Source organism: Pseudomonas sp. NFX5 (genome assembly GCF_049132125.1).
Lineage (GTDB): Bacteria > Pseudomonadota > Gammaproteobacteria > Pseudomonadales > Pseudomonadaceae > Aquipseudomonas > Aquipseudomonas marginalis.
On the sequence record NZ_JAFMZG010000020.1, the window covers coordinates 33455 to 57503 of the forward strand.

Sequence of the window (24049 nt, forward strand, 5' to 3'; positions counted from 1 at the left end):
ATGCTGCTGCGTTTTACCAAGATGCACGGGCTGGGCAATGATTTCATGGTCCTCGACCTGGTCAGCCAGCACGCACACATCCTACCCAAGCACGCTAAACAGTGGGGCGACCGGCATACCGGGATCGGCTTCGACCAATTGCTGATCGTCGAGGCGCCAAGCAACCCGGAGGTGGATTTCCGTTATCGGATCTTCAACTCCGACGGCTCCGAAGTGGAACAGTGCGGCAACGGTGCGCGCTGCTTTGCACGCTTTGTGCTGGACAAGCGCCTGACCGCCAAGCGGCAGATTCGCGTCGAGACCAAGAGCGGCGTGATCGAGCTGGATATCCGCAGCGACGGCCAGATCAGCGTCAACATGGGCGCGCCACGCCTGGTGCCGGCGGATATCCCGTTCCAGGCGACCGAGCAGGCCGCCAGCTACCCGCTGGACGTTGACGGCCAGACCGTCGACATCGCTGCCGTGTCCATGGGCAACCCCCATGCGGTGCTACGGGTCAACGACATCAACAATGCCCCCGTGCATGAACTGGGGCCGAAGATCGAACACCACCCGCGTTTTCCGGCGCGGGTCAATGTGGGCTTTTTGCAGGTGATCGACCGTTCCCGTGCGCAATTGCGCGTGTGGGAGCGCGGTGCCGGCGAAACCCAGGCCTGCGGTACCGGTGCTTGCGCCGCTGCCGTGGCCGCGATCAGCCAGGGGTGGATGGATTCGCCCCTGTTGATCGACCTGCCCGGTGGACGCCTGTCCATCGAGTGGGCAGGCCCTGGCCACCCGGTGATGATGACCGGGCCGGCCTCGCGCGTATACGAAGGACAGGTCCGTCTATGAGTGAGCCAAGCCAATGACCGATAAGCCTCAAGTACCCGCACAAGCAACAACCCCGAGCGAAAGTCTGGAGGCCGCTGCCGTCGCGGCGTACCTTGAGGCTAATCCGGACTTCTTCGTCGAACACGAAGAACTGCTCCCGGCCCTGCGCATCCCCCACCAGCGCGGCGACACCGTGTCGTTGGTGGAGCGACAGATGAAGATCCTGCGCGAGCGCAATATCGAAATGCGCCACAAGCTCTCGCACCTGATGGACGTCGCCCGCGACAACGACCGTCTGTTCGAGAAAACCCGCCGCCTGATTCTTACCCTGATGGACGCCACCAGCCTGGAAGAAACGGTCATCGCCGTGGAAGACAGCCTGCGCCAGGACTTCCAGGTGCCGTTTGTCAGCCTGATCCTGTTCAGCGACAACCCGATGCCGGTGGGTCGCTGGGTCAGCGGCGGCGACGCGCAAACCGCGATCGGCGGCCTGCTTTCCGAAGGCAAGACCATCAGCGGCACCCTGCGCGAGCACGAGTTGGACTTCCTGTTCGGCGCCGAACAGCGCAAGCAGATCGGCTCTACCGCCGTCGTCGCCCTCAGCCATCAAGGCCTGCACGGCGTACTGGCCATCGCCAGCCGCGATCCCGCGCACTACAAGAGCTCGGTGGGCACTTTGTTCCTCACCTATATCGCCGAAGTACTGGGCCGCGTCCTACCGCGCCACACCACCGCCCTGCGCGCGGTGCGCTAGCCATGGAACGGCAACTGGACGCTTACTGCGCTCACCTGCGTAACGAGCGCCAGGTGTCACCCCATACCCTGGAGGCTTACCGACGGGACTTGAACAAGGTCCTGGCGTATTGCGAAAAGCAGCAGGTCACCAGCTGGAAGGCCTTGGATATCCAGGGCCTGCGCAGCCTGATCGCACGGCTGCACCAGGCGGGCCAGTCCTCGCGCAGCCTGTCGCGACTGCTGTCGGCGGTGCGTGGCCTGTATCACTACCTCAATCGCGAAGGCCTCTGCGACCACGACCCGGCCAACGGCCTGGCCCCGCCGAAAGGCGAGCGACGCCTGCCCAAGACCCTGGACACCGACCGTGCCCTGCAATTGCTCGATGGCGCCGTGGAGGACGATTTCCTCGCCCATCGCGACCAGGCGATCCTCGAACTGTTCTACTCTTCAGGCCTGCGCCTATCGGAGCTGACAGGCCTGAACCTCGATCAACTGGACCTGGCCGACGGCCTGGTGCAAGTGCTCGGCAAAGGCAGCAAGACCCGGGTGCTGCCGGTGGGCAGGAAAGCCCGCGAAGCCCTGCAACTCTGGCTGCCGCTGCGCGCCCTGGCCAACCCGGTGGACGACGCAGTGTTTATCAGCCAGCAAGGGCGGCGCCTGGGGCCACGCGCCATCCAGATACGGGTCAAGGCTGCCGGCGAGCGCGAGCTCGGGCAGAACCTGCATCCACATATGCTGCGGCACTCATTTGCCAGCCATATGCTGGAATCGTCCCAGGACCTGCGCGCCGTGCAGGAACTGCTTGGCCATTCCGACATCAAGACCACGCAGATCTATACCCATCTGGACTTCCAGCACCTGGCAACGGTCTACGACAGCGCCCATCCACGGGCCAAACGCATCAAGGACGGCGACTCATGAACATCAAGCTGATCACCTTCGACCTGGACGACACGCTCTGGGACAACGTACCCGTCATCATCAGCGCCGAAGCGTCGATGCGCGAATGGCTGGCCACCCATGCCGCCAAGGTGGGCGACCTGCCCCTGGAGCATTTCGCCAGCCTGCGCCAACAAGTGCTGCAACGGCATCCCGAACTCAAACACCGCATCAGTATCCTGCGCCATCGGGTGTTGATACATGCGTTTGAAGAGGCCGGTTATCCACAGCCCGAGGCCACGGAAATGGCCGATGTGTGTTTCGAAGCGTTCATTCACGCCCGCCATCAGCTCACGCCTTTCCCTGAGGCCGAGCCGATGCTGCAAGCGCTGCGCCAGCACTTTCTGCTGGGTGTGATCACCAATGGCAATGCCGATGTACAGCGTGTTGGCCTGGCGGACTACTTTCACTTTGCGCTACGCGCTGAAGACATTGGCATCGCCAAGCCGGATGCCCGGCTGTTCCACGAAGCGCTGCAGCGCGGCGGAGTAGATGCCAGTGCGGCAGTGCATGTTGGCGACCACCCCGGGGACGACATTGCCGGGGCGCAGCAGGCGGGGCTGCGGGCGGTGTGGTTCAACCCGTCGGGCAAGGTGTGGGAAGGGGATAAACTCCCGGATGCACAGATTCGCAGCCTGACGGAGTTGCCGGCGTTACTTCGCAGCTGGCAGTAACACGGGTGAGAAAAATGTGGGAGGGGGCTTGCTCCCGATAGCGGTGTATCAGTCTCCAGATATATTGACTGACCTACTGTAATCGGGAGCAAGCCCCCTCCCACACTTGATTGGGGGTCACTTGTAGCCGGTTATTACAGGCATGAAAAAACCCGCAGCGACGGCGGGCTTTTTCTTACAAGCAGGTGGCTGACCTTAGATAGGTCGGCTGCCGTACTTGTTATCCGGCTTCTTGGGCGGGTCTGCAACCACATTGGGCTCGACTTCGACCACTTTGCCGCCTTTGGCAAGAAACTCTTCCATCGCACGGGCCAGGGCATCGCGCTCTTTGTTCTTGGCCTCAACGCTCGGCAATTCGTCTACCGAAACAGCAGCCTTGGCTTTGCCCTTGGCCGCTGGAACAGGAGCGTCATCACCACCGTCGTCCTCAGCAACGTCTTCCGCCGCCGCTTCAAGACCTTCTTCGGTGTCGTCTTCGTCACCTACTTCGAGTTCGTCGTTTTCCAGATCATCGTCGCTCATGTTCTACCTCATGACTTGCGAAAAGCAGATTAGTTATAGCCCAGCTTCGCCCTCTGTCGAGGTTGCCGGAAAAAAATCAACATCCACCGGATAACCAGTGGCTTATGCCCCATCACCGTGCAGGGTGGCGAGGACTTTACGAGCACCGCCATGATCACGGTGCTCGCCCAGATAAACACCTTGCCAGGTCCCCATCGCCAAGCGGCCGGCCTTGACCGGCAAACTCAGCTGGCAGCCCAGGAGACTGGCCTTGAAGTGCGCCGGCAGATCATCCGGACCTTCGTCGTTGTGTTCGAACCCGGCGCAGCCTTGCGGCACCAGCGAGTTGAAGAAACGCTCGAAGTCACGACGAACCGCCGGATCGGCATTCTCGTTGACCGTCAACGAGGCCGAGGTGTGCTGCAGCCACAGGTGCAACAGGCCCACGCGGCAGGCCTTCAGCTCAGGCAAGCCGGCAAGCAACTCGTCAGTCACCAGGTGAAAGCCCCGGGGCTTGGCCCGCAGGGTAATCAGGGTCTGTTGCCACATACAGTTCTCCGCCCATCGGCGCGCATTCTAGCGCGCTCTGGGAAAAAACAAAGTGCCGAATACGCCTACGTGCCTGTAAGACATTCGCACGCTGGAAAGTGCATGACAAACTCTGCTCAAAAACCGGCACAGCTTGTTATGACTGACAAACGCCAGGCAAAAAAATGCCCGGCAAGCCGGGCATCTTTTTTTCGCGTACTTACAGGTTGTAGCCGCGTTCGTTGTGTTGCGCCAGGTCGAGGCCGACAGCCTCTTCCTCTTCGGTAACCCGCAGGCCCATGACCGCGTCCAGCACCTTGAGGATGATGAAGGTGACGATGGCGGTATAGATCACGGTGAAGCCGACACCTTTGCACTGGATCCAGACTTGAGCTGCGATGTCAGTCACGGTGCCGAAGCCGCCCAATGCAGGGGCTGCAAACACACCGGTGAGGATCGCACCGACGATACCGCCGATACCGTGCACGCCGAATGCGTCCAGAGAGTCGTCGTAGCCCAGCTTGCGCTTGAGGCTGGTGGCGCAGAAGAAGCAGATCACACCGGCCACCAGGCCGATCACCAGGGCGCCCATCGGACCAACAGTGCCGGCGGCCGGTGTAACGGCGACCAGGCCAGCCACTACACCCGAGGCGATGCCCAGTGCGCTTGGCTTACCGTGAGTGATCCACTCGGCGAACATCCAGCCCAGGGCTGCAGCAGCGGTAGCAATCTGAGTCACCAGCATCGCCATGCCGGCGGTGCCGTTGGCCGCAGCCGCAGAGCCGGCGTTGAAGCCGAACCAGCCGACCCACAGCATGGCCGCACCCACCAGGGTGTAACCCAGGTTGTGAGGCGCCATTGGAGTGGTCGGGAAGCCTTTACGCTTGCCGAGCACGATGCACGCCACCAGGCCAGCGACACCGGCATTGATGTGCACCACGGTGCCGCCGGCGAAGTCCAGCACGCCCCAGTCCCACAGCAGGCCACCGTTGCCGCTCCACACCATGTGGGCGATTGGCGCATAGACCAGAGTGAACCAGATAGCCATGAAGATCAGCATGGCGGAGAACTTCATGCGTTCGGCGAACGCACCGACGATCAGCGCCGGGGTGATGATGGCGAAGGTCATCTGGAAGGTGATGAACACGGCTTCCGGGAACAGCGCAGCCGGCCCGGTGATGCTGGCCGGGGTCACACCCGCCAGGAACGCCTTGCCCATGCCGCCGAAGAAGGAGTTGAAGTTGACCACACCCTGTTCCATACCGGTGGTATCGAACGCGATGCTATAGCCGTAGACAACCCACAGGATGCTGATCAGGCCGGTGATGGCGAAGCACTGCATCATCACCGACAGAATATTTTTGGAGCGCACCATGCCGCCGTAGAACAGCGCCAGGCCTGGAATGGTCATGAACAGCACCAGCGCGGTGGATGTGAGCATCCAGGCGGTGTCACCGGAGTTGAGGACTGGAGCAGCCACTTCGTCTGCCGCCATGGCCAGGCTTGGCATTACGATGGACAACAGGGCTCCGAGCCCTGCGAATTTACGCAGAGTCATATTGTTTTCTCCTGGGGCGTTGGGGGTTTGGCGGCTTAGATTGCGTCGGTATCGGTTTCGCCGGTACGGATGCGAATAGCCTGTTCCAGATTGACCACGAAGATCTTGCCATCACCGATCTTGCCGGTGTTGGCGGCCTTGGTTATCGCCTCGATAACCCGGTCAAGATCCTTGTCGTCAATGGCGACATCAATCTTCACCTTCGGCAGGAAATCGACTACATATTCCGCGCCGCGATACAGCTCGGTGTGACCCTTCTGCCGACCGAAGCCCTTGACCTCAGTAACGGTAATGCCCTGCACGCCGATCTCGGACAACGACTCGCGTACATCGTCCAACTTGAACGGCTTGATGATGGCAGTGACTAGCTTCATGAAAACTCTCTCCCGAATTGGTGGACTTGCCCCAGGAAAACAAACCCGTCTCAAGTCTAAGCGCAGTGCCTGGCTTTGTAACGCATCGTCGCAAGGGCAGTTGCCATTGCGACGCCAGCGAACCACTGGTGACGAAACCTGTACCCCTGATCCGTCGGCGCACTGCATTCGTCACAGCGACTGCATCAGTGCATGGGTCATGATCGTCTAAGCAGAAACCTTGCCAGCTCCGTAAAAATCACTGAAATCAGTCCTTTGCTCACCTAGGCCCACCAACGGGGCCATCCGGCGCCTGCAATGCGCACGAAAACGGTGCATCACCGCCCGGCCTGATGCGCGAAAAGCGTGCGACCCAGGCCGTGAAAAAGACTATAGACGCTGCGTGATACACTGCCCGCCAACAGTTTTCCGGAATATTTCCCATGCTCGCGCCCAAAGACCTCCTCGACGCCCTGAGCGGCCACGCCTCTCGCCTGTTCAGCGGCGACACCCCGCTGCCCCGCAATGAAATCGAAAGCCAGTTCAAGGCCTTGCTGCAAAGCGGTTTCAGCAAGCTCGACCTGGTGAGCCGGGAAGAGTTTGATAGCCAGATGGTAGTTCTCGCCCGCACCCGTGCGCGGCTGGAGAGCCTGGAAGCGAAAGTGGCAGAGCTGGAAGCGCGGTTGACCCCTCCTGCCGAATAAATGCGCTCAGTGTGGGAGGGGGCTTGCTCCCGATGGCGGTGTGTCAGCCGGTATCAATGCTGACTGACCCCCCGCTATCGGGAGCAAGCCCCTCCCACATTCGCTCTACCTTTTGCTCTGGATACGTTCTGTAAAACCTCCCCGCCTCGCTCTTCCCTACCTCGTCTACCCTTGAAAAACCGCAGGAAGCGGCCTCCCCTTTCAAGGAACGAGCATGTCCCTCGCCATCGTCCACAGCCGCGCCCAGATCGGCGTCGAAGCCCCTGCCGTCACCGTTGAAGTGCATATGGCCAATGGTCTGCCGTCCCTGACGCTGGTGGGCCTGCCCGAAACCGCGGTCAAGGAAAGCAAGGACCGGGTGCGCAGTGCCATTCTCAACTCTGCGCTGCAATACCCCGCTCGCCGGATCACCCTCAATCTCGCGCCCGCCGACCTGCCCAAGGACGGCGGGCGTTTTGACCTGGCGATTGCCCTGGGGATCCTGGCGGCCAGTGTGCAGGTGCCGGCGTTGACGCTCGATGACGTGGAATGCCTGGGGGAGTTGGCGCTGTCCGGCGAGGTGCGGGCGGTAAAAGGCGTGTTGCCGGCCGCGCTGGCGGCGCGCAAGGCCGGGCGCACCGTGATAGTGCCGCGAGCGAATGCCGAAGAGGCGTGCCTGGCGTCGGGGTTGAAGGTGATTGCGGTGGACCACCTGCTGCAAGTGGTGGCGCACCTGAATGGACATGTGCCGATCGAGCCTTACACGTCCGATGGCCTGCTGTACTTGAACAAGCCCTATCCGGACCTGAGTGAAGTCCAGGGCCAGCTCGCAGCCAAGCGAGCGTTGCTGATCGCGGCAGCGGGGGCGCATAACCTTTTGTTCAGTGGGCCGCCCGGCACCGGCAAGACCCTGCTCGCCAGCCGCCTGCCAGGTTTATTGCCGCCGTTGAGCGAACAGGAGGCGCTGGAGGTTGCCGCGATTCAATCGGTTGTAAGTCTGGCGCCGCTGAGCCATTGGCCCCATCGACCGTTTCGCCAACCGCATCACTCGGCATCCGGCCCGGCACTGGTGGGCGGCGGCTCGAAACCACAGCCGGGAGAAATCACCCTGGCTCATCATGGGGTGCTGTTCCTGGATGAGCTGCCGGAATTTGATCGCAAGGTGTTGGAAGTGCTGCGTGAACCGCTGGAGTCGGGGCATATCGTGATTTCCCGCGCTCGCGACCGAGTGAGTTTCCCGGCGCGCTTCCAACTGGTCGCGGCGATGAACCCCTGCCCTTGCGGTTATATGGGCGAACCCAGCGGGCGCTGTCGTTGTACGCCGGAACAGATTCAGCGGTATCGCAACAAGCTCTCGGGGCCGCTGCTGGACCGGATTGACTTGCACCTGACCGTGGCGAGGGAAACGACGGCACTGAACCCGATCCAACAGGCGGGCGAGGATACCGCCCACGCCTCAGCGCGGGTCGCCCAGGCTCGCGAGCATCAGCAAAAGCGCCAGGGCTGTGCGAATGCCTTTCTTGATCTGCCGGGGCTGCGCGAGCACTGCAAGCTCGCGAAGGTGGATGAAAGCTGGCTGGAAACGGCCTGTGAACGACTGACCCTATCGCTGCGCGCGGCCCATCGACTGCTCAAGGTGGCACGCACGCTGGCGGATCTGGACCAGGTAGAGACCATCACCCGCGACCACCTGAAAGAGGCCCTGCAATACCGCCCGGCGGCGATCACTTAAGCTTGGCGCAAAGCCAAATGTGGGAGCGACAGGCCTCCCACATTGTGTACAGCAGTGGCTCAGCGAAAGCGATCCACCTCATGGCGCAGGCTCGCCGCCAACGTCTCCAGTTCCTTGGCGGTAATCGCCAGGTTGGACACCACTTCGCGTTGCTCACTGTTGGCCAGCGCGATGCTCTGCAGGTTGCTGCTGAGCAGGGTCGCGGTGCTGCTCTGCTCCTGGGTGGCCGTGGTGATGGCCGCGAACTGCTGACCGGCCGAGCGGCTTTGCTCGTCGATACGCGCCAGGGCCGAGGCCACGTCGGCGTTGCGCGACAGGCCTTCCTGCATCAGCGCGTTGCCTTGCTCCATGGTGCTGATGGCGTTGCCGGTTTCCTTCTGGATGCTCTGGATCATGCCGGAAATTTCATCGGTGGCCTCACGGGTACGCGACGCCAGGTTACGTACTTCGTCGGCCACCACGGCAAACCCACGGCCCTGCTCCCCTGCACGGGCGGCTTCAATGGCGGCGTTGAGCGCCAGCAAGTTGGTCTGTTCGGCAATCGAGGTGATCACGCCGACGATCCCGCCGATTTCCTGGGAGCGCTGGCCGAGGGTGTTGATCACCGTGGCCGTGCTGTTCAGGGCGGTGGCAATGTGTTCCAGGGACGACGACGCTTCCTGCATCGAGGTGCGGCCAATGCGGGTCTGCTGGGCGTTTTCCTGGGCCAGGCGTTCGGTATTGCCCATGTTGTCGGCGATATTCAACGACGTCGCGCTGAACTCCTCTACCGCGCCGGCCATGCTGGTGATCTCGCCGGACTGCTGCTCCATGCCCTCATAGGCACCGCCGGACAAACCGGACAAGGCCTGGGCGCGGCTGTTGACCTCTTCGGCTGCGTTACGGATATGGGAGACCATGGTCGACAGCGCTTCGCCCATCTGGTTAAAGCTGCGTGCCAGTTGGCCGATTTCATCATGGCTGGACACGCTCAAGCGTGCGCTCAGATCGCCCGCACCCAGGGCCTCGGCTTGACTCACCAGGTCACTCAGGGGCTGCAACTTGCTGCGCAGCAGCCAGACCGTGGCGCCTACTGCCAGCAACATCGCCAACACACTGCCGATCACCAGGCGGATCCCCACGGCCCAGGTTACCGCGCGGATTTCAGCTTTCGGCATGCTCGCGACCACGGCCCACGGGCCGCCTTCGAACGGTACCGAAACGCTATAGAAGTCTTCGTTCTTGTCGCTCCAGAAGCGGCCTTTGCCGGGGGTCTTGGCCAGGTCCAGCATCACCGGCACCGATTGATCCAACGCCTGCACGCCGGCGGGTGCCACCAGCCAGTGCTTTTGCTCATCCAGCAGTGCAAGGGAGCCGGTCTGGCCAATTCGGAAGCGCTTGAGGTTTTCGAATTGGGCATTCTGCGCATCGGTGTAGTCAAAACCGATGAACAGCACGGCGATAACCTTACCGCCGCTGTCACGCACCGGGCTGTACTGGGTCATGTAGGAACGATCGAACAACACCGCCCTGCCGATGTAGGTCTGCCCACCCACAACGCGCTGGTAGGCCGGGCCCTGACGGTCGAGGACGGTGCCGATGGCGCGGTTGCCATCCTGCTTGGTCAGGGACGTGCTGATACGGATGAAGTCGTCGCCACTGCGCACAAATACGGTGGCCACGCCGCCAGACATTTGCTTGAACTCGTCCACCTCATCAAAGTTGTTGTTCAACACCTCGTTGCCCAGGTACAGGCTGGGCGTCTGAACACCGGCCACGCTCACGGGTTGGTCCACATGCACGCTCAACCCGGCACCGAAACGTTTTTCAAACAGCCCGCTCAAACGCTGGGTGCTCTCGCGCAAGGTGCCGTGGAAGGTATTGAGTTGGTCGGCGAGCAGGCGCGCCTCGCTGGCCAGGTGCTCCTCGCGGGTGTCGAGGTTGGCGGAGTCAAGGGAACGCAAGGCAAACACCGTACTGCCGCTGATAACGACAGCCAGAATCACGGCTAACGCGAGGCCTAACTGGGAGGCAATCCGGGCGCGAGGTTGAGACATGACAGCTCCTGGCCGAGGCCAGGATCATCCTGATCTCATAGCGCTGCTCGGCAAATTATCTGATGGGAAACGTTGGTGCACGATAGTTCCAACACACCTACTTCGGCTGGCAGCAGCAATACTTGAGCGCTTCACAGGGGTATCACGCAAACGGTTGCGAACCAACGCCGCCAAGCATTCAGTCGAGGCGTTCGACCGCAGGCAACACCATCGCCTGCACCTCGCCTTGCAGAAATTCCGCCAGCCGTCGCAAGCGCTCGCCGCCAGGGCGGGTTTTTGGCCAGACCAGGTAGTAATTTTCCCCACTGGCCACCGCCGTCGGCCACGGCAGGCTCAATCGTCCTTGGGCGACGTCCTCGGCCACCATCAGCAAATCGCCCATGGACACGCCATAGCCCCGCGCAGCGGCGATCATGCCCAGCTCCAGGGTGTCGAACACCTGCCCGCCCTTGAGCGACACCTGGGACGACAGCTGCATGCGCGCCAGCCAATTGCGCCAGTCGCGCCGGTCGGGCGTGGGGTGCAGCAATTCGGCGGTGGCCAGGCGCGCGGCGTCCCAAGGCCCATCCTCCAGCAGGTTCGGCGCACCGACAGGAATCAACAGCTCCGGAAACAGGTAACTGGCCTCCCAATCCACTGGAAAACGCCCATCGCTCAGCAGCACCGCACAGTCGAAAGGCTCCTGATTGAAGTCCACCTCGTCCACGCTCATCCAGGCGCTGGTCAGTTGCACCTCATTGCCCGGCTGCAGCGCCCGGAAGCGGCTGAGTCGCGCCAGCAGCCAGCGCATGGTCAATGTGGAGGGGGCCTTCATGCGCAGGATGTCATCTTCGGCATTCAAGGTATGGCAGGCGCGCTCCAGCGCCGCGAACCCTTCGCGCACACCGGGCAACAATAGACGCGCCGCTTCAGTGAGCTGCAAGGTGCGGCCATTGCGCTGGAACAGCCGGCAGGCGAAATGCTCTTCAAGCGTGCGGATATGTCGGCTCACCGCACTTTGGGTGATCGACAACTCCTCGGCCGCGCGGGTGAAAGAACTGTGTCGGGAGGCCGCTTCAAACGCGCGCAAGGCATAAAGAGGAGGAAGACGACGAGACATGAGGAAAGCTCCGACAGCGCAATACTGAAACCCTACCAGAATCAATCAAGCATGAGTTTTAATCATGCAAACGATCGCATTTATCCCTTTGTGCAATGGGCTGAGAGCGCCGAGAATCAACCCTTCCCCAACCCTCTGACTTTTTGAGCGTGATGATCATGCAGCATCCGGCACGTACCGAACTCTGGGCCATTCTGCGGCTGTCAGGGCCGTTGATTGCCTCACAGTTGGCGCACATGCTGATGGTGTTGACCGACACCCTGATGATGGCGCGCCTGAGCCCCGAAGCCCTGGCCGGTGGCGGCCTGGGTGCCGCAAGCTATTCGTTCGTCGCGATTTTCTGCATCGGCGTGATTGCCGCCGTGGGCACCTTGGTTGCGATCCGCCACGGCGCGGGCGATATCGAAGGCGCCACCCGCCTGACCCAGGCCGGGCTGTGGCTGGCCTGGCTGATGGCCCTGGCGGCGGCCCTGCTGCTGTGGAACCTCAAGCCGGTGCTGCTGATGTTCGGCCAGACCGAAACCAACGTGCACTCGGCCGGGCAATTTCTGACCATGCTGCCGTTTGCCCTGCCCGGCTACCTGAGCTTCATGGCCCTGCGCGGTTTTACCAGCGCCATCGGCAAAGCCACTCCGGTGATGGTGATCAGCGTCGGTGGCACGGTGGTCAACTACCTGCTCAACCACGCGCTGATCGAAGGCATGTTCGGCTTGCCCAAGCTCGGCTTGATGGGCATCGGCCTGGTCACGGCGATTGTCGCCAACAGCATGGCGCTGGCGTTGATGTGGTACATCCGCAGCAACCGGGCCTACGCCGCCTACCCGCTGAGTACCGGGCTGCTGCGCCTCAACACCCAATATCTGCGCGAGTTGTGGCGCCTGGGCCTGCCGATCGGCGGCACCTATGCGGTGGAGGTCGGGCTGTTTGCCTTTGCAGCCCTGTGCATGGGCACCATGGGCAGCACGCAGTTGGCAGCGCACCAGATCGCCCTGCAAATCGTATCGGTGGCCTTTATGGTGCCGGCGGGGATGTCCTACGCGGTGACCATGCGCATCGGCCAGCATTATGGCGCCGGGCAGTTGCTGCAGGCACGCATGGCCGGGCGTGTCGGCATAGGCTTTGGCGCGGCGATAATGCTGGGATTCGCGGCGGTGCTGTGGCTGTTTTCCGAGCCGCTCATAGGACTGCTGATCGACCACGACAACCCGGCGTTCCACGACGTGATCGTCCTGGCCGTGAGCCTGCTGGCCGTCGCCGCGTGGTTCGAGCTGTTCGACGGCGTGCAGACCATCGCCATGGGTTGCATTCGCGGGCTCAAGGACGCCAAGACCACGTTCCTGATCGGTGCGGGCTGCTACTGGTTGATTGGCGCACCCTCGGCCTGGCTGATGGCCTTCACGTTGGGCTGGGGGCCAACCGGCGTGTGGTGGGGCCTGGCACTGGGACTGGCCTGCGCCGCGATAAGCCTGACCTGGGCGTTTGAAGCGAAGATGAAGCGGATGATTCGCCGGGAAGGCCCGGCGCCCGAAGCCGACATCGGCTTTCAGGCGGTACAGGCCGACTAGAGCCCCTCGCTCACTCGGGTGTGCTTGCCGTCGCCGAAGGTCAGGTATTCCACCAGCTCCGGCAACGGCAGCGGCTTGCTGATCAGGTAACCCTGGGCCTGGTCGCAGCCGAACAGCCGCAACAGCGCCAGTTGCTCGGGGGTTTCCACACCTTCGGCCACCACTTCCAGATTGAGGTTGTGCGCCAGATTGATCATGGCGTGCACCAGCTTGCGGTTTTCCTCACGCTCTTCCATGCCGCCGACAAAGCTCTTATCGATTTTCAACAACGCAATCGGCAGGCTGTTGAGGTGCACGAACGAAGAAAAACCGGTGCCGAAGTCATCCAGGGAAAACCGCACACCCAGGCGACCAAGGGCGTCCATGGTCTGCTTGACCAGGTCACTGCGGCGCATCACCGCGGTTTCGGTCAGTTCGAACTCCAACCATTGCGCTTCCACGCCGCGCTCGCTGATCAGCCGGCTCAGTGTAGAAAGCAACTGGCTGTCCTGGAACTGGCGAAACGACAGGTTGACCGCCATGTGCAGCGGCGGCAGGCCGCGTTCACGCAGGTCTTGCATGTCACGCAGGGCTCGGGAAATCACCCAGTAACCCAACGGTACAATCAGGCCGCTCTGTTCGGCCAGGGGCACGAATTCACTCGGCGGCAACAGGCCGCGCTCGCCGTGGCGCCAGCGCACCAGGGCTTCCAGGCCGACGATATGCCCGTCGTCGAGGTCGAGGCGCGGCTGGTAGTGCAGCTCCAGCTCATCACGGCGCAAGGCACGGCGCAGCTCGCTTTCCAGGTCGGCCAGGCTGCGCGCGTTGCGGTTGATACGTTCGTTAAAGATATGAAAGGTACAGCCCTGGGTGCTCTTGGCTTGCTGCATGGCGATATGGGCATGCCACATCAGCGGGTCGGCGCCGGCACGGGCGCGGGCATGGGCCACGCCCAGGCTGCAGCCGATCAGCAGGCTTTCGCCATCCACCCAATACGGCTCGGCCATGGCTTCGGTGATGCGCTCGGCCATCCACTCCGCACGCTGGGGCGCGCGGCGCGTATCGATCAGCAGGGCGAATTCGTCGCTGCCCAGGCGCGCCAGTTGATCGCCGGCTTCCAGCTGGCTCTTGAGCCGCGAGACCACTTGCAGGATCAGGCGGTCGCCGGCCTGGTGGCCGAGGGCATCGTTGGCATGGCGGAAATTATCGAGGTCCAGGTGACCGAGGGCCAGGCCGCGACCTTCGTTCTCGGCCAACCGTGCGGCCAGCAGGGTCTGGAAGCCCTGGCGGTTGGCGATGCCGGTGAGCGGGTCCTGCTCGGCCAGGCGTTGCAGGGTGTTTTCCAGCACCCCCCGCTCCCGCACATGGCGCAGGCAACGACGCAACGTGTCGGCGTCCAGCGCATTGCGGATCAGCCAGTCACTGACGCCCAGTGGCGAAACCAGCGGCTCCTGTTCCAACAACAACACGCACGGCAAGCTGCAACGGCCAGGGCCGGGTTGCAGGCTGGGCATGGTCAACAGCACTGCGCTGTCGTCGTCATCGAACAGACGACTCACCGAGTCCCAGTTTGGCGCGCTGATCAGCACAGCCCCATCGCCCATCGGCGCCAGGCACTCGCGCAACAACGCTGCCCACTCAGGCGTATCGGCCAGCAGCAGCAAACGCAAGGGTTCGACAGGCGTAGACAAGCTAGCTCCCTAGACTCTGCAAAAATTCGTTGGCGGTGGGCATTATGACGTGCGGCCTGATAATCACCAATGATAGGGGTTATCAAATACGCAGGCTGTAAGCAATTGTCTAAAAACCCCGACATCCTGCGGCAAAGTAGCAAAACCGGCAAATTTAGATCGAGTGGTACGTCACACCGTCGATCCAGGGCAGCAGAATCTTGCCAGCCTGTTAAAATGCCCGCCCTTTTGAACAACGACTCCCTGAATTCCGTATGTCCCGACTCAATCCCCGGCAGCAAGAAGCCGTGAACTACGTCGGCGGCCCTCTATTGGTGCTCGCCGGTGCAGGTTCCGGCAAGACCAGCGTGATCACCCGCAAGATCGCGCACCTGATCCAGAACTGTGGCATCCGCGCCCAGTACATCGTCGCCATGACTTTTACCAACAAGGCCGCGCGGGAAATGAAGGAGCGTGTCGGCACCCTGCTCAAGGGTGGCGAAGGCCGTGGCCTCACGGTATGTACCTTCCACAACCTGGGCCTGAACATCATCCGCAAGGAGCATGTGCGGCTGGGCTACAAGCCGGGCTTCTCGATCTTCGACGAGACCGACGTCAAGGCCCTGATGACCGACATCATGCAGAAGGAATACGCGGGCGACGACGGCGTCGACGAGATCAAGAACATGATCGGCGCCTGGAAAAACGACCTGATCCTGCCGCCAGAAGCCCTGGAAAACGCGCGCAACCCCAAGGAACAGACCGCTGCCATTGTCTACACCCACTACCAGCGCACGCTCAAGGCGTTCAACGCGGTGGACTTCGACGACCTGATCCTGCTGCCGGTAAAGCTGTTCCAGGAACACGCCGACATCCTCGAAAAGTGGCAGAACAAGGTGCGTTACCTGCTGGTGGACGAATACCAGGACACCAACGCCAGCCAATACCTGCTGGTGAAGTTGCTGATCGGTACGCGCAACCAGTTCACCGTGGTGGGCGACGACGACCAGTCGATCTACGCCTGGCGCGGCGCCCGCCCGGAAAACCTGATGCTGCTCAAGGACGACTACCCGTCCCTGAAAGTGGTGATGCTGGAGCAGAACTACCGCTCCACCAGCCGCATCCTGCGTTGCGCCAACGTGCTGATCTCAAACAACCCCCACGAGTTTGAAAAACAACTGTGGAGTGAGATGGGCCACGGCGATGAGATCCGCGTGATCCGCTGCCGCAACGAAGACGCCGAAGCCGAGCGCGTGGCGGTGGAAATCCTCAGTCTGCACCTGCGCACCGACCGCCCCTACAGCGACTTCGCGATCCTGTATCGCGGCAACTACCAGGCCAAGCTGATCGAGCTGAAATTGCAGCACCACCAGGTCCCGTATCGGCTGTCAGGTGGCAACAGCTTTTTCGGACGCCAGGAAGTGAAGGACCTGATGGCCTACTTCCGCCTGATCGTGAACCCGGACGACGACAACGCCTTCCTGCGCGTGATCAACGTGCCGCGCCGCGAGATTGGTTCCACCACCTTGGAAAAGCTCGGCAACTACGCCACCGAACGCAAGATCTCGATGTACGCCGCCACCGACGAAATCGGCCTGGGCGAACACCTGGATACGCGTTTCACCGATCGCCTGTCACGCTTCAAGCGCTTCATGGACAAGGTACGTGAACAGTGCGCCGGCGAAGACCCGATCAGCGCCCTGCGCAGCATGGTCATGGACATCGACTATGAAAACTGGCTGCGCACCAACAGTTCCAGCGACAAGGCCGCGGATTACCGCATGGGTAACGTCTGGTTCCTGATCGAAGCGTTGAAGAACACCCTGGAAAAAGACGAAGACGGCGAAATGACCGTCGAAGACGCCATCGGCAAGCTGGTGCTGCGCGACATGCTCGAGCGCCAGCAGGAAGAGGAAGACGGCGCCGAAGGTGTACAGATGATGACCTTGCATGCGTCCAAGGGCCTGGAATTTCCCTACGTGTTCATCATGGGCATGGAAGAGGAAATCCTCCCGCACCGCTCCAGCATCGAGGCCGACACCATTGAGGAAGAACGGCGCCTGGCCTACGTGGGCATTACCCGCGCACGTCAGACACTGGCCTTCACCTTTGCCGCCAAGCGCAAGCAATACGGCGAAATCATCGATTGTGCCCCCAGCCGTTTCCTGGACGAGCTGCCGCCGGATGACCTGGCCTGGGAAGGCAATGACGACACCCCGACCGAGGTGAAGGCCGTTCGCGGCAACACCGCCCTGGCGGATATACGCGCGATGTTAAAGCGCTAGAATCGACTACTTTTTAATCTACTTTCGGCGCACAACCCGCCATTAGAGGAAGCTTTCCGTGGAAGCACTGCACAAGAAAATTCGCGAAGAAGGCATCGTGCTTTCCGATCAGGTACTCAAGGTCGACGCCTTTCTGAATCACCAGATCGACCCGGCCCTGATGAAACTGATCGGCGACGAATTCGCCGCGCTGTTCAAGGATTCGGGCATCACCAAGATCGTCACCATTGAAGCGTCGGGCATCGCACCGGCGATCATGACGGGCCTGAACCTGGGCGTGCCGGTAATTTTCGCCCGCAAGCAGCAGTCCCTGACCCTGACCGAAAACCTGCTGTCGGCGACGGTGTATTCCTTCACCAAGAAAGTCGAAAGCACCGTGGCGATCTCGCCGCGCCACCTGACCAGCAGCGACCGCGTACTGGTGATCGATGACTTCCTGGCCAACGGCAAGGCATCCCAGGCGCTGATTTCGATCATCAAGCAGGCCGGTGCGACCGTTGCCGGCTTGGGGATTGTGATCGAGAAGTCGTTCCAGGGTGGCCGTGCGGAGTTGGATGCGCAGGGCTATCGGGTTGAGTCGCTGGCGCGGGTGAAGTCGCTTGAAGGTGGCGTCGTCACCTTCATCGAGTAATCGTTGCCTGCACGCGGTTAAACATGTGGGAGGGGGTTTGTCCCCTCCCACATGTTGACCTGTGTTGATTTTAGTGTGCGGTTGCTTGTAAGCCAGCGAGCAATAGGCGCTGATAGAGATCCTCCTTCAACCCCTCCGGCGAATCCAACCCCATCCGCTTCAGATGCTCGGGAAACGCCTGGGGCTCCGGTGCATCCAGCGCTGCCTTGCCCAGCTCCAGAATCTCCGTCAGCTTGAATTTGCTCTTGAGCCAGTTCAAGGCGCGCAACAGATCCCGCTCTTCGTCGGTGAAGTCGCTGCCCAGCGGATATTCCGGGAACAAACGCCGATGCCGCGCCTGGATACCTTGGAGCCGCTCCGGCGTGTTGTCGCCAAAGCGCGGATCCAGCTGGAAATCCTTGGGCAACTTGCCGGCCTTTTGCGCCTGCTCGATCAAGTCGGCCTGGAAGCGTGAGTCGGTGATGTTGAGCAACGCCTCGATCACCTTGGCATCCGTCTGCCCACGCAGGTCGGCAATACCGTATTCCGTGATGACGATGTCCCTCAGGTGGCGGGGAATGGTGCAATGCCCATACTCCCAGACGATATTGGAACTGACCTCACCCGCCGACTCACGCCAGCTGCGCAGGATCAGGATCGAGCGCGCGCCCTCCAGCGCATGCCCCTGAGCCACAAAGTTGTATTGCCCGCCCACGCCGCTGAGCACGCGACCGTCCTCCAACTGGTCGGCCACGCCTGCGCCCAGCAACGTTACCGTGATCGCACTGTTGATAAACCGTGCATCCTGGCGCTGCAGGCGCTTGAGCTCTTCCTGGCCGTACAGCTCGTTGATATAGCTGATGCGGGTCATGTTGAATTCCAGGCGCTTGGCGTGGGTCATCTCCTGCAAACGCTGGTAAAAACTGCGCGGCCCGAGGAAGAACCCGCCATGGATCGAAACGCCATCGGGTTGTGCCGCATCATCCAGCAAACCGGCGTTGGCTTGTTCCTGGGTGGCCACATCCGGGTAGACCTTGCGCCGGATAATCCCCGCATCCGCCAGCACCAGCAGGCCGTTGACGAACATTTCGCTGCAACCGTAGAGGCCACGGGCGAAGGGCTCGACACCGCCTTCACGGCTGATCAGCGGGGCCCACTGGTATACATCGATGTCCGTCAGCAGCAGTCGATAGGCTTCGTTGTCCGCCTGGCGCGCCAGCAACGCGGCGGTCAGCGCATCGCCCATGGAGCCGATGCCGATCTGCAAGGTGCCCCCGTCGCGCACCAGGGTGCTGGCATGCAAGCCGATGAAATGGTCCTGGAACCCCACCGGCATGTTCGGTGTGGAGAACAGTGTGGTGCTGTCCTTTGCATCGATCAGGTAGTCGAACGCGTCCATGCCCAACTCCGAGTCGCCCGGCATGTAGGGCAACTCGGTGTGAACCTGGCCAACAATCAAGACGGTTTCGCCCGCTTCACGGCGCTTGGCGATCATGGGCAGCAGGTCGAGGGTGATGTCGGGGTTGCAGCTCAGGCTCAGGCGATCCGGGTGTTCGGCGCTGCTCGCGACCAACTGCGCCACCAGGTTCAGGCCGGCGGCGTTGATGTCGCGGGCGGCGTGGCTGTAGTTGCTGCTGACGTAGTCCTGCTGGGCCGACGTGCTGTGGAGCAGACTACCGGGCTGCATGAAGAACTGCTGCACATGGATATTCTTCGGCAGGCTGTCTGAGTGCAGCGCGGCGAGAAACTCCAACTCTGGGTAATCACCAAACACCCGCTCGATAAAGGGTTCGAGGAAACGCTTCTGCAACCCATCGCCCAAGGTGGGGCGGCCCAGGCTCAGCGCGGTGTAGATCGTCAGCGCCCGCTCCGGCAGCTTGGCGATACGCCGGTACAGTGCATTGGCAAACAGGTTGGGCTTGCCCAGCCCCAGGGGCATGCCCATGTGGATATGCGCCGGTAGCCGCGCGAGTACCTCGTCAACTGCTTGCTCGATTGAACACAACTGCACCATCCGACCCTCCTGAACATTCCATGATTAGGGGTTGGACAGAGAATGGCGGGTCTTTGCTGCAAAGAACAGCCTCGAAACACACATCACACCCACAAAAAAGCCGCTCGTAAGCGGCATTTTTGACGAAGATCGGCGGTTACAGGCCGGACATCTTCTTGATCGCGCCCTTCAGGTCATCATCCGAGCAATCCGCACAGGTGCCTTTTGGCGGCATGGCGTTGATACCGGTGATGGCCTTGGCCAGGATGCCATCAAGGCCGCCCTGGTGGTCGGCGCGTTCTTTCCAGGCAGCGGTGTCGCCGATTTTCGGCGCGCCCAGCAGCCCGGTACCGTGGCATGCGTTGCAGTGCTTGGCGATGATGTCGTCGGGCGTCTTCGCAGCGCCCCCGCCCGCAGCTACCGCCACTTCCATGCCCTTGCACTCCTGGCCCTGGACGCACACCTGGCCAACCGGCTCCAGGCGCTTGGCAATGTCATCGTTGGTCGCAGCTTGAGCGCTGACAGCCCATAGGGCCAGTACGGTTGCTGGTGCAGCCAGCATTTTCATAATTAGATTCACGCGTTCACCCTCAATGGTGGCTATTCACGCCTGCGGCCACGGTTTCGCAGGCGGCGAAAGTATAACGGTTAGCCCGTCCGGCCGAAACAACCCTATTAAATAAAGGGAGATTCAGTCTCGCGGAATGCTGCTCGGGAGCCTCTGCAACGCTGGCAGGACGCCTCTTTTGTTAGAAGTTCGCGGGTGTGGCTGCGCTGATTAGTCGCGCCGGCACATCGAACGGATTACGGAAACGATGGGGCTTGGTGCTTTCAAAGTAGTAGCTATCGCCGGCTTCGAGCACAAAAGTTTCAAGACCGACCACCAACTCCAAACGGCCCTCCACCAGAATCCCGGTTTCCTCGCCCTCATGGGTGAGCATTTCTTCGCCTGTATCGGCGCCAGGCGGGTAGATTTCATTGAGAAATGCAATTGCCCGGCTCGGGTGCGCACGGCCCACCAGCTTCATGGTGACGGCGCCGTCAGAGATGTCGATCAGCTCATTGGCTTTATAGACGATCTGCGTCGGTATTTCCTGGAGGATCTCCTCGGAAAAGAACTCGACCATGGACATGGGGATGCCGCCCAGCACCTTGCGCAAGGAACTGATCGAGGGGCTGACGCTGTTTTTTTCGATCATCGAAATGGTGCTGTTGGTGACACCCGCGCGCTTGGCGAGCTCACGCTGGGAAAGACCCTTCAGCTTACGGATGGATTGCAGTCGTTCGCCGACGTCCAATGCGGGAGCCTCCTAGGATTCAGGCGTTGTTGTAATTGAGCGTTATCATGGCGACAGCGTTCAGTATTTACAACACTTGGGCCTAAATCCCAGGGCGCTGTGTTCGTCCCTGACGGTCAAGCGCCGGAATAGAGCCTTGGCACACGACGCAGGTTGCAGAATATCTGGTACGGGATGGTCTCGGCGGCGGCGGCGACGTCACTGGCGAGGATATTTTTGCCCCACAACTCCACCGTAGAACCAAGACCCGCATCCGGGACGTCTGTCAGGTCGATGCACAGCATGTCCATGGACACGCGACCCAGCAATTGGCTGCGCTGCCCCGCCACCAGCACCGGCGTGCCGGTGGGCGCATGGCGCGGGTAGCCGTCGGCATAGCCCATGGCAACCACGCCGATACGCATCGGTTTGGGCGTGATGAACCGGGCGCCGTAGCCCACCGGCTCGCCGGCTGGCAGTTCACGCACACAGATCACTTTCGATTCCAGGGTCATCACCGGCTGCAAACGCGCGGCCAAGGCCTGGTCCTCACCAAACGGTGTGGCGCCATACAGCATGATGCCCGGGCGTACCCAGTCGCTGGATACGCTCGGCCAACCCAGCACCGACGGCGAGTTGCGCAGGCTGACCTCAGCCACCAGGCCCTGGCGCGCCGCATCGAATACCGCCACTTGCTCGTTGCTGCTGACGCAATCGAGTTCATCGGCGCGGGCAAAATGGCTCATCAACACAATCTTTGCGACTTTGCCGCTGGCCAGCAGGCGCTGGTAAGCCTCGTGGTAATCCTTGGGGTGCAGGCCAACGCGGTGCATCCCCGAATCGAGCTTGAGCCAGATGGTCAGCGGCGCGCTCAACCGGGCCTGTTCGATGGCCTCCAGTTGCCACAGCGAATGCACCACGCACCAGAAATCATGCTCGACGATCAGCGGCAACTCGTCGGCTTCGAAAAAACCTTCGAGCAGCAGCACCGGTGCGCGAATACCCGCGGCGCGCAGCTCCAGCGCCTCCTCGATGCACGCCACGGCAAACCCGTCGGCCTCGGCTTCCAGCGCCTGGGCAACGCGTACGGCACCATGGCCGTAGGCGTCGGCCTTGACTATGGCGAGGGCCTTGGCCCCCGTGACTTCACGGGCCAATTGGTAGTTGTGGCGCAGGGCTTGGAGGTCGATCAGGGCACGGGCAGGACGCATGGCGGCAGGCTTCTAGGCGGCAAAGTGAAGAAAAACCGGCGCCGACCAACAGCGTCAGCACCGGGAGAGGGATCGTTGTTTAAGGCAGCGCGGCCACAACGGACAGCTCTACCAGGATTTCCGGTTCGCACAGCTTGGCCTCAACCGTGGCGCGGGCCGGGGCGACGCCTTTGGGCAGCCACTTGTCCCACACCGCGTTCATGCCGGCGAAATCGGCGTCGATGTCTTTCAGGTAGATCGTCACCGACAACAGCTTGGTTTTGTCGGTGCCGGCCAAGTCCAGCAAACGCTCGATATTGGCCAGGGTTTCACGGGTCTGCTGTTCAATCCCGGCGCTCATGTCGTCACCGACTTGCCCGGCCAGATACACGGTACCGCTGTGAACGACGACCTGGCTCATGCGCTCATTGGTGAGCTGGCGCTGGATTGACATGTTTTGCGGACTCCTGGTGGTTGCCATAACGGGAAATATCGAGACCTTCGGCGCTGATCTGCGGCGTTTTCTTCGCCATCAGGTCGGCCAACAGGCGACCGGAGCCGCACGCCATGGTCCAACCGAGGGTGCCATGGCCGGTGTTGAGGAACAGGTTCTTGAACGGCGTGGCACCGACAATCGGCGTGCCGTCGGGTGTGGTCGGGCGCAGGCCGGTCCAGAACGTGGCTTCGGCCAGATCGCCGCCTTGAGGATAAAGGTCGTTGACGATCATCTCCAGGGTTTCACGCCGACGCGGGTTAAGCGACAGGTCAAAACCGGCTATTTCAGCCATGCCGCCGACGCGGATGCGGTTGTCGAAACGGGTGATGGCGACCTTGTAGGTCTCGTCGAGAATGGTCGACGTCGGCGCCATCGCCGAGTTGGTAATCGGCACCGTCAGCGAGTAGCCCTTGAGCGGGTACACCGGCGCCTTGATCCCCAGCGGCTTGAGCAGCTTCGGCGAGTAGCTGCCGAGGGCCAGCACGTAGCGGTCGGCGGTCTCCAGCTTGCCGTCGATCCATACGCCGTTGATGCGGTCGCCGGCGTAGTCGAGGCGCTGGATGTCCTGTTCGAAGCGAAAATCCACACCCAACTGCTTGCACATGTCGGCCAGGCGGGTAGTGAACATCTGGCAGTCGCCGGTCTGGTCGTTGGGCAGGCGCAGGGCACCGGCGAGGATATCGGTGACGCTGGCCAGGGCCGGCTCAACACGGGCGATACCGGCGCGGTCGAGCAGTTCGAACGGCACGCCGGACTCTTTCAACACGGCGATGTCCTTGGCGGCGCCATCCAACTGGGCCTGGGTACGGAACAACTGGGTAGTCCCGAGGCTGCGGCCTTCGTAGGCGATGCCGGTTTCAGCACGCAGCTCATCAAGGCAGTCACGGCTGTACTCGGACAGGCGCACCATGCGCTCCTTGTTCACCGCATAACGGCTGGCGGTGCAGTTGCGCAGCATCTGCGCCATCCACAGGTATTGGTCAATATCCGCCGTGGCCTTGATCGCCAACGGCGCGTGGCGTTGCAGCAACCACTTGATGGCCTTGAGGGGCACGCCCGGCGCGGCCCATGGCGAAGCGTAGCCTGGGGACACCTGGCCGGCGTTGGCGAAACTGGTTTCCATGGCAGCAGCGGGCTGACGGTCGACCACAACCACTTCAAAGCCGGCCCGCGCCAAATAGTAGGCACTGGTCACCCCAATGACACCGCTACCCAAGACCAGAACGCGCATTTTTATACCCTCATCGCGGGCTTGGCCGCTGACGTGTGTTATTCGAGCAATGATGGGCGCAGTATAAAAAGCAATCGCCAGTGCATTTCACTATATAAATGCCTA

The 24049-nt window shown here is 61.6% G+C and carries 22 protein-coding genes; 9 read left to right on the plus strand and 13 right to left on the minus strand.

The features are described from left to right. The 4 genes from dapF to J1N02_RS12355 are packed head-to-tail and all read left to right on the plus strand — an operon-like array spanning position 1 to position 3158. Positions 1–831: a diaminopimelate epimerase gene (dapF, locus tag J1N02_RS12340; protein ID WP_027608319.1), complete on the plus strand. Its 831-nt coding sequence runs from the start codon at positions 1–3 to the stop codon at positions 829–831. A gap of 13 nt (positions 832–844) precedes the next feature. Further along, positions 845–1564: a DUF484 family protein gene (locus J1N02_RS12345; protein ID WP_027608318.1), complete on the plus strand. Its 720-nt coding sequence runs from the start codon at positions 845–847 to the stop codon at positions 1562–1564. Positions 1565–1566: 2 nt separating this feature from the next. Next, positions 1567–2466: a tyrosine recombinase XerC gene (gene xerC, locus J1N02_RS12350; protein WP_027608317.1), complete on the plus strand. Its 900-nt coding sequence runs from the start codon at positions 1567–1569 to the stop codon at positions 2464–2466. Next, positions 2463–3158 (plus strand): HAD family hydrolase, encoded by a 696-nt coding sequence (locus tag J1N02_RS12355; RefSeq protein ID WP_027608316.1) that lies wholly within the window; start codon positions 2463–2465, stop codon positions 3156–3158. Before xerC ends, J1N02_RS12355 begins: the two co-directional genes overlap by 4 nt. Positions 3159–3353: 195 nt before the next feature. On the opposite strand, the gene sutA is transcribed toward J1N02_RS12355, so the two are convergent. The 4 genes from sutA to glnK all read right to left on the minus strand — a co-directional run bounded on the left by sutA (position 3354) and on the right by glnK (position 6119). After that, entirely contained in the window at positions 3354–3680 is a 327-nt protein-coding gene (gene sutA / locus J1N02_RS12360; protein WP_027608315.1) for a transcriptional regulator SutA, read from the minus strand. Positions 3681–3782: 102 nt separating this feature from the next. After that, positions 3783–4208 carry a secondary thiamine-phosphate synthase enzyme YjbQ gene (locus J1N02_RS12365; RefSeq protein WP_027608314.1) on the minus strand — a complete coding sequence of 142 codons (426 nt, stop codon included), beginning with the start codon at positions 4206–4208 and terminating at the stop codon, positions 3783–3785. Between the two features lie 199 nt (positions 4209–4407). Then, entirely contained in the window at positions 4408–5745 is a 1338-nt protein-coding gene (locus J1N02_RS12370) for an ammonium transporter (protein WP_027608313.1), read from the minus strand. 35 nt (positions 5746–5780) lie between these two features. Next, complete coding sequence (glnK, locus tag J1N02_RS12375; RefSeq protein ID WP_002555808.1) at positions 5781–6119, minus strand: P-II family nitrogen regulator; 339 nt, start codon at positions 6117–6119, stop codon at positions 5781–5783. A gap of 422 nt (positions 6120–6541) precedes the next feature. Here glnK and J1N02_RS12380 point away from each other — a divergent pair, with 422 nt between their 5' ends. Together J1N02_RS12380 and J1N02_RS12385 are read left to right on the plus strand one after the other, a co-directional pair. Continuing rightward, complete coding sequence (locus tag J1N02_RS12380; RefSeq protein ID WP_027608312.1) at positions 6542–6802, plus strand: accessory factor UbiK family protein; 261 nt, start codon at positions 6542–6544, stop codon at positions 6800–6802. Positions 6803–7016: 214 nt separating this feature from the next. Then, positions 7017–8513 (plus strand): YifB family Mg chelatase-like AAA ATPase, encoded by a 1497-nt coding sequence (locus J1N02_RS12385; RefSeq protein WP_027608311.1) that lies wholly within the window; start codon positions 7017–7019, stop codon positions 8511–8513. A gap of 59 nt (positions 8514–8572) precedes the next feature. On the opposite strand, the gene J1N02_RS12390 is transcribed toward J1N02_RS12385, so the two are convergent. After that, on the minus strand, positions 8573–10549 hold the full coding sequence (locus tag J1N02_RS12390) for a methyl-accepting chemotaxis protein (protein ID WP_027608310.1): 1977 nt from the start codon (positions 10547–10549) through the stop codon (positions 8573–8575). A 178-nt stretch (positions 10550–10727) separates the two neighbouring features. Then, the gene (locus tag J1N02_RS12395) at positions 10728–11648 is read right to left on the minus strand and encodes a LysR substrate-binding domain-containing protein (protein ID WP_027608309.1); all 921 of its coding nucleotides are present in this window, start codon (positions 11646–11648) and stop codon (positions 10728–10730) included. Between the two features lie 152 nt (positions 11649–11800). Between J1N02_RS12395 and J1N02_RS12400 the strand changes: the two genes are divergently transcribed. Further along, the gene (locus tag J1N02_RS12400) at positions 11801–13213 is read left to right on the plus strand and encodes a NorM family multidrug efflux MATE transporter (protein ID WP_027608308.1); all 1413 of its coding nucleotides are present in this window, start codon (positions 11801–11803) and stop codon (positions 13211–13213) included. On the opposite strand, the gene J1N02_RS12405 is transcribed toward J1N02_RS12400, so the two are convergent. Then, entirely contained in the window at positions 13210–14883 is a 1674-nt protein-coding gene (locus J1N02_RS12405) for a putative bifunctional diguanylate cyclase/phosphodiesterase (protein ID WP_027608307.1), read from the minus strand. The two genes, J1N02_RS12400 and J1N02_RS12405, sit on opposite strands and share 4 nt — an antisense overlap. A gap of 254 nt (positions 14884–15137) precedes the next feature. On the opposite strand from J1N02_RS12405, the gene rep reads away from it, so the two are divergent. Continuing rightward, positions 15138–17147, plus strand: coding sequence for a DNA helicase Rep (gene rep / locus J1N02_RS12410; RefSeq protein WP_027608306.1), 2010 nt, complete (start codon positions 15138–15140; stop codon positions 17145–17147). A 58-nt stretch (positions 17148–17205) separates the two neighbouring features. Beyond that, entirely contained in the window at positions 17206–17778 is a 573-nt protein-coding gene (locus J1N02_RS12415) for a xanthine phosphoribosyltransferase (protein WP_025856334.1), read from the plus strand. A 70-nt stretch (positions 17779–17848) separates the two neighbouring features. Here J1N02_RS12415 and J1N02_RS12420 read toward each other — a convergent pair whose 3' ends face one another. The 6 genes from J1N02_RS12420 to dadA all read right to left on the minus strand — a co-directional run bounded on the left by J1N02_RS12420 (position 17849) and on the right by dadA (position 23944). Continuing rightward, positions 17849–19771, minus strand: coding sequence for an acetyl-CoA hydrolase/transferase C-terminal domain-containing protein (locus J1N02_RS12420; RefSeq protein ID WP_421147383.1), 1923 nt, complete (start codon positions 19769–19771; stop codon positions 17849–17851). Positions 19772–19907: 136 nt separating this feature from the next. Further along, positions 19908–20318 (minus strand): c-type cytochrome, encoded by a 411-nt coding sequence (locus J1N02_RS12425; protein WP_043293857.1) that lies wholly within the window; start codon positions 20316–20318, stop codon positions 19908–19910. Between the two features lie 181 nt (positions 20319–20499). Beyond that, positions 20500–21048: a cupin domain-containing protein gene (locus tag J1N02_RS12430; RefSeq protein ID WP_003176893.1), complete on the minus strand. Its 549-nt coding sequence runs from the start codon at positions 21046–21048 to the stop codon at positions 20500–20502. A 116-nt stretch (positions 21049–21164) separates the two neighbouring features. Beyond that, a complete protein-coding gene (alr, locus tag J1N02_RS12435) occupies positions 21165–22238 on the minus strand; it encodes an alanine racemase (RefSeq protein WP_421147384.1) in 1074 nt (357 codons plus the stop codon). A 79-nt stretch (positions 22239–22317) separates the two neighbouring features. Continuing rightward, on the minus strand, positions 22318–22671 hold the full coding sequence (locus J1N02_RS12440; RefSeq protein WP_027608302.1) for a RidA family protein: 354 nt from the start codon (positions 22669–22671) through the stop codon (positions 22318–22320). Further along, entirely contained in the window at positions 22643–23944 is a 1302-nt protein-coding gene (dadA, locus tag J1N02_RS12445) for a D-amino acid dehydrogenase (protein WP_027608301.1), read from the minus strand. Before dadA ends, J1N02_RS12440 begins: the two co-directional genes overlap by 29 nt. Between the last annotated feature and the right edge of the window lie 105 nt (positions 23945–24049).